The sequence below is a fragment of the Cellulomonas iranensis NBRC 101100 = JCM 18110 genome (genome assembly GCF_001552375.1).
Taxonomy (GTDB): domain Bacteria; phylum Actinomycetota; class Actinomycetes; order Actinomycetales; family Cellulomonadaceae; genus Cellulomonas; species Cellulomonas iranensis.
In genome coordinates this window covers 1-5,870 of sequence record NZ_BCRB01000133.1, presented here as the reverse complement: position 1 = coordinate 5,870, position 5,870 = coordinate 1, and the positions used below count along the sequence as shown (strand labels likewise).

Sequence of the window (5,870 nt, the reverse complement as noted above, 5' to 3'; positions counted from 1 at the left end):
CCCGCCGAGCCGGCCGCCGCCCCGACCGTCGGGTCCCGGCACCGGGTGGCCCGCGCGGTGCGCGCCGTCCGGGCGTGGCGGCCCCCGCGGCCGCGGCACGGCTGGTGGCCCGCCGTCGGCCTCGTCGCGCTCGCGGCGGTCGTGTCCGTCGTGTTCGGCGTCACGACCGCGTCGGTGCAGTCGGCGCTGGGGCCGCACGTCACGCGGTACGACGTCACGACCGACTCGACCGTGACGATCGACTTCGGACCGCTCGGCACGCTGCAGATCGACTCGCCGCTGCCGCTCACCCTCGGTGTGCGCGCCACGGTGCAGGAGATCCCGTCGTCGGTCACCGAGCTCGGCGAGGCCCGCACGCTGCAGGCGCTGAGCAACGACCTGTCGGCGTACGTGCAGTTCTTCTCGGGCCCCGCCGCCGCGATCCGCGACATCGCGGTCGCGCTGGTCAGCGACGCGGCGTTCCGTGCCGCGTCGGCGTTCGTCGTGCTCGTCGTCGCGTGGTGGGTGCTGCGCGCGCTGCTCGGCGTCGCGCGGCGCGACGAGCTCGCCCGCTGGCTCGGCGCGCACGCGCGGCCCGTGACCGCGGGCGGCCTCGCGCTCGTGCTCGGTGCGACCGTGCTCACGTCGAGCGTCGGGCCAGGGGACCGGCCGTCGCAGGCGCACCTGTCGTCAGCGGTGTTCGACGGCACGCCGCTCGCGGGCGCGCGCGTGACCGGTCGGCTCGGCGGCGTCATCGACACCTACGGCGCGTACGCGGTCGACGCGTGGCGGCAGAACGAGACGTTCTACCGCGACGCCGACGCGGCGCTCGTCGCGGCGTGGCAGCAGTGGGAGGACGACGAGTCCGCCCCGGCCGAGGACGACCCGGACGCCGGGTCGCAGGCCGTGCCGGGGGGCGACGGCGAGCCCGGGACGGACGCCGCGGACGCCGACGCCGCCGGGGGCACCGACGCCGCCGGGGGAGACGCTGCCGGAACGGGTGGCTCCGACGGCCCTGACGCAGCCGACGCCGACCCGGAGCAGGGCGCGGCCGCCGCCGGCGACGAGCCCACCGGCACGCCGACGCGCAACCCCACGCCGACCCCGTCGCCCGAGGTCGAGCCGGTCGTCCTCGTGGTCGTGTCCGACCTGCACTGCAACGTCGGCATGGCCTCCCTCATCGGCACGCTCGCCGACCTCGCGGGCGCCGACGCCGTGCTCGACGCGGGCGACACCACCATGAACGGCACGTCGGTCGAGCAGTACTGCGTGACGTCGTTCGCGCGCGCCGTCCCGGCCGGCGTGCGGCTGGTCACGTCGCCCGGCAACCACGACTCGCGCGAGACCACTGCGATGTACGCGCGCGCCGGGGCCACGGTCCTGGACGGCGGCGTCGTCGACGTCGCGGGCGTGCGGATCCTCGGCGACCACGACCCGAAGGAGACGCGCGTGGGCGCCGGGGGCACCGCGGCGGCGTCCGCCGAGACGCCCGCCGAGATGGGTGAGCGGCTCGCCGAGGTCGCGTGCGAGGCGGGCGACGTCGACCTGCTGCTCATCCACACGCCGACCGTCGGCGACGCGGCGCTCGAGGAGGGCTGCGTGCCCGCACAGGTGTCGGGGCACTACCACCGGCGTGTCGACCCCGAGCAGGTCGGCCTGGGGATCCGGTACATCTCGTCGAGCACGGCCGGCGCCACGCTCAACCAGCCGACCGTCGGGCCGCTGCGCGGCACGGCGCAGCTGACCGTCCTGCGGTTCGACCCGCAGGAGCGGCGCATGCTCGACTACCAGGTCGTCGAGGTGACCCCCCAGGCGACCGTGACGGTGAACCCGCGCCGGCCCTGGCCGCGCGTGGTCGACCCGCAGGACGACGCGCTCAACCCCTGGGCGCCGCCCGCCGGGGAAGGCGCCGCGGACGACGCCGACCAGCCGCCCGAGGCCCCGCTCGCGCCGCCCGCGCAGGACGACGGCACGGACGGCGCCCCGGCGGGCTGAAGCGCTTCGGTCGGATGAGAAACGCCCTCGGGGGTTGCGCGACCGCGCACCGGGGTGCTGGCCTGGGTGCTGCGCGCGCACCCGGCACGTCGTCGTGCCGGCGCCCGCGCGGCGTGAGGGGGTGGGCGTGCGACGGCTGCTGGTCGGCGTGGTCGCGGCCGTCGTGCTGCTCGCGGGGGCCGGGCCGGCGCTCGCGGGCCCCGGCGAGGACGTGCTGCGACCCGGTGAGCACCTGGAGCCCGGGCAGGCGCTCCTCGCGCCCGGTGGCGTGCACAGCCTCGTCGTGCAGCCGGACGGTGCCCTCGGGCTGTACGCGGGCGACGGCACCGCGCCGCGGTGGTCGTCCGGCCGCGGCGTCGCGGGCTCGGCGCTGACGACCGGCGCGACCGGCGACGTGCGGCTCGTCGCCCCCGACGGCACGCTCGTGTGGAGCACCGCGACGGGCGGGTCGGGCGGCACGCTGCGGGTCCGGGACGACGGCGAGGTCGTCGTGACCGACCCCGCCGGCGCGGTCGTGTGGAGCGCGGGCACGGCCCAGGCGCCGTCGACGCTCGACGGCCCCGCGCGGCTCACGGCCGACGCGGTGCTGTCGTCGCCGGACGGGCGGTACACGCTGCTCGTCGTGCCCGGCGCGGGTGTGCAGCTGCAGGGACCCGACGGGAGCGTGCGGTGGGCACCCGGGACCGAGGCCGCCCCGGCACGGCCGGACGCGCCCGCGCCGACGACCGCCGTCGCGCTCGAGCTGCGCGCGGACGGCAACCTGGTCGCGGTCGACGAGGACGGCGACCGCGTGTGGCGCTCGCGGACCGCGGGCCTGGGTGCGAGGTCGCTCGCGGTCGGCGACGACGGGACGCTCGTGCTGCGCGACGACGCGGGCGACGCGGTGTGGAGCTCGGGCGCACCCGTCGGGCCGTCGACCCTCGACCCGGGCGGCGAGCTCGCACCGGGTGCGTCGCTGGGCTCGCCGTCGGGGCACCTGGGCCTCGTGGTGCGCGACGGCGCGCTCGTCGCGACGTGGGACGGCGAGGACGTCTGGACGTCGGGCGACGTCGGGGGCGCGCTCGTCCGGCTGCAGCCGGACGGCAACCTCGTGCTGGTCGACCGGGACGGGACGCCGGTGTGGGGCACGGCGACGGCCGGGCACGACGGCGCGCGCCTCGTGCTCGAGGAGGCCGCGGTGCTGCTCGTCGGGCCGCAGGGCGGCGTGCTGTGGCAGGTCGCGGTGCCCGCGGACCGCGTCCCGGCGGGCGTGCGACCCGCCGACTGCGCCCGGGTCGACGGGCCCGTGCCCGAGGCCGACACGGTCCGCACGCGGTCCGGGATCCGCGTGCACGCGTGCCTGGCCGAGGCGGTCGACGCGCTCGTCGAGGCGGCGCGCGCCGACGGCGTCGTGCTGGGCGGCGGCGGGTGGCGCAGCCCCGACCAGCAGGTCGCGCTGCGCCGCGCGCACTGCGGCCCGTCCGACCACGACGTGTACGACAAGCCCGCGTCGCAGTGCTCGCCGAGCACCGCGCGGCCGGGGGCCTCGCGGCACGAGCGCGGGCTCGCGATCGACTTCACGAGCGGCGGCCGGACGCTCGGCGCCGGCTCGGCGGCGTACGCGTGGCTCGTCGAGCACGCGGAGGCGTACGGGCTCGAGAACCTGCCCGGGGAGCCCTGGCACTGGAGCGTCGACGGCTCGTGAGCCCCCTACGCTGGGGCCCGTGAGCCAGAGCCCTGCACCCCTGACCGCGGTGAGCCAGGACTACCTCAAGGTGATCTGGGGCGCCCAGGAGTGGTCCGACGTGCCCGTGACGACCGGGCTGATCGCCGGTCGCCTGGGGGTCGGGGCCTCGACCGTGTCGGAGACCGTCAAGCGGCTCGCGGACGCGGGCCTCGTGACGCACCGGCCCTACGGCGCGGTCGAGCTGACGGACACGGGTCGCGCGCACGCGGTCGCGATGGTCCGTCGGCACCGGCTCATCGAGACGTACCTCGTCGAGCGGCTCGGGTACGGCTGGGACGAGGTGCACGACGAGGCCGAGGTGCTCGAGCACGCGGTGAGCGACCGGTTCGTCGACCGGGTCGCCGACGTGCTGGGGCACCCGGACCGGGACCCGCACGGCGACCCGATCCCGGCGGCCGACGGCACCGTGCACCTGCCCGACGCGCACCCGATGTGGGAGGTCCCGGCGGGGGAGTACCGGGTCGCGCGGATCTCGGACGCCGACCCCGAGCTGCTGCGCTACCTCGAGGACGTCGGCCTGGTGCTGGACGCGCCGGTGCAGCTCGACGAGCGGCGCGCGGTCACGGGCACCGTGAGCGTGCGGGTCGACGGCGCGGCCGACCGGGTCGAGCTGGGCGAGGTCGCGGCCGGGGCGATCTGGCTCGCGCCGCGCGGCTGACGTACCCTCGACGTCATCCCCGCGTGTGGCCGACGGCGTCCTCCCGCCCTGCGTCGAATCGATTCGAGGACCGGCTGTGACCGCCACCGCCCCCACCGCGCCGCGCGTCGGCGAGCCCGGCACGCGCACCGGCGCGGCGCTGTTCGCGCTCGCCCTCGGCGGGTTCGGCATCGGCACCACCGAGTTCGCCACCATGGGCCTGCTGCCCGAGATCGCGCACGACCTCGACGTCACGATCCCCGTCGCGGGCCACGCGATCACCGCGTACGCGCTGGGCGTCGTGCTCGGCGCACCCACGCTCGCGGCGCTCGGCGCACGGCTCGACCGACGCCGGCTGCTCCTGCTCCTCATGGTCGCGTTCACCGTCGGCAACGTGCTCTCGGCGTTCGCGCCGACCGCCGAGACCCTCGTCGCCGCGCGCCTGCTCGCCGGGCTCCCGCACGGCGCGTTCTTCGGCGTCGGCGCCGTCATGGGCACCGCCGTCGTCGGGCCCGAGCGCCGCGGGCGCGCCGTCGCCGCGATGATGACGGGGCTGACGGTCGCGTGCGCGGTCGGCGTGCCGCTCACGGCCGTCGTCGGCCACGCGGTCGGGTGGCGGTCGGCGTTCGTCGCCGTCGGCGTCATCGGCGTCCTCACGCTGCTCGCGCTGCGCGCCTGGACGCCGTCGCTGCCGTCCGACCCCGCCGCCAGCGTGCGCACCGAGCTCGCGGCCGTCCGCAACCGCCAGCTGTGGGTCGCGTTCGCCGCGGGGGCCGTCGGGTTCGGCGGCATGTTCTCGGTCTACTCGTACGTCAAGCCGCTGCTCACCGACGTCACGGGGCTCGACGTCGGGCTCGTGCCGCTCGTGCTCGCGCTCTACGGCGTCGGCATGACCGCCGGCACGCTCGTCGGCGGTCGGCTCGCGGACCGGTCCGTGCTCGGCACCGTGATCGCCGGCATGGTCGCCACGATCGTCGTGCTCGTGCTCATCGCGCTCGTCGGGCCCTGGGCCTGGGCCGCCGTGCCCGCGATCGTGCTGCTCGGCGTGACGTCGCAGGTGCTCGGGCTGTCGTTGCAGACGCGCCTCATGGACGTCTCGCCCGACGCGCCGTCCCTCGGTGCCGCCCTGTGCCACTCGGCGCTCAACCTCGGCAACGCCGCCGGCGCGTTCCTCGGCGGTCTCGTCATCGCGGCCGGCTGGGGGCTGCTCGCCCCCGCGTGGGTGGGCGCTGCGCTCACCGCCGTCGGCCTGGTCGTCGTGCTCACGGCGGGGCGCACGCCCCCGCCCGCGACGACGCACGCCGCGGCCCCCGCGTCAGCGGCGCCGGCGCCGGGTGCCGAAGATCGTCCGCGTGATCTCCCGGCCGAGCTGGGTGCCCGCTGACCTGAGGAACGCGTCCAGCGGGTCGGCACCCCGGCCCCGCGCGGTCCCGCTGCGCGCCCGCTCGGTGCGCGCCCGCTCGCGCTCGGCCCGCGCCGCCTCCTGCTCCGCCGCGCGCGCGTCGCGCTCCGCCCGGTCGGCCGCGTCGGCGG

The 5,870-nt window shown here is 77.7% G+C and carries 4 protein-coding genes and 1 pseudogene; 4 read left to right on the top strand and 1 reads right to left on the bottom strand.

What is annotated here, in order from left to right; all coding sequences use genetic code 11:
- The 4 genes from CS2_RS17365 to CS2_RS17350 form a co-directional block, all read left to right on the top strand.
- On the top strand, positions 1-1,974 hold a 1,974-nt coding region (locus tag CS2_RS17365), incomplete at its 5' end, for a metallophosphoesterase (protein WP_369691433.1).
- A gap of 127 nt (positions 1,975-2,101) precedes the next feature.
- Complete coding sequence (locus CS2_RS17360; protein WP_156442198.1) at positions 2,102-3,658, top strand: D-alanyl-D-alanine carboxypeptidase family protein; 1,557 nt, start codon at positions 2,102-2,104, stop codon at positions 3,656-3,658.
- A 19-nt stretch (positions 3,659-3,677) separates the two neighbouring features.
- Positions 3,678-4,358 carry a metal-dependent transcriptional regulator gene (locus CS2_RS17355; RefSeq protein WP_070320918.1) on the top strand — a complete coding sequence of 227 codons (681 nt, stop codon included), beginning with the start codon at positions 3,678-3,680 and terminating at the stop codon, positions 4,356-4,358.
- Positions 4,359-4,434: 76 nt separating this feature from the next.
- The gene (locus CS2_RS17350) at positions 4,435-5,721 is read left to right on the top strand and encodes an MFS transporter (protein ID WP_070320917.1); all 1,287 of its coding nucleotides are present in this window, start codon (positions 4,435-4,437) and stop codon (positions 5,719-5,721) included.
- Here CS2_RS17350 and CS2_RS19455 read toward each other — a convergent pair.
- Positions 5,653-5,870 (bottom strand): annotated as a pseudogene (locus CS2_RS19455) (helicase HerA-like domain-containing protein); the annotation flags it as partial. The gene CS2_RS17350 and the pseudogene CS2_RS19455 sit on opposite strands and share 69 nt — an antisense overlap.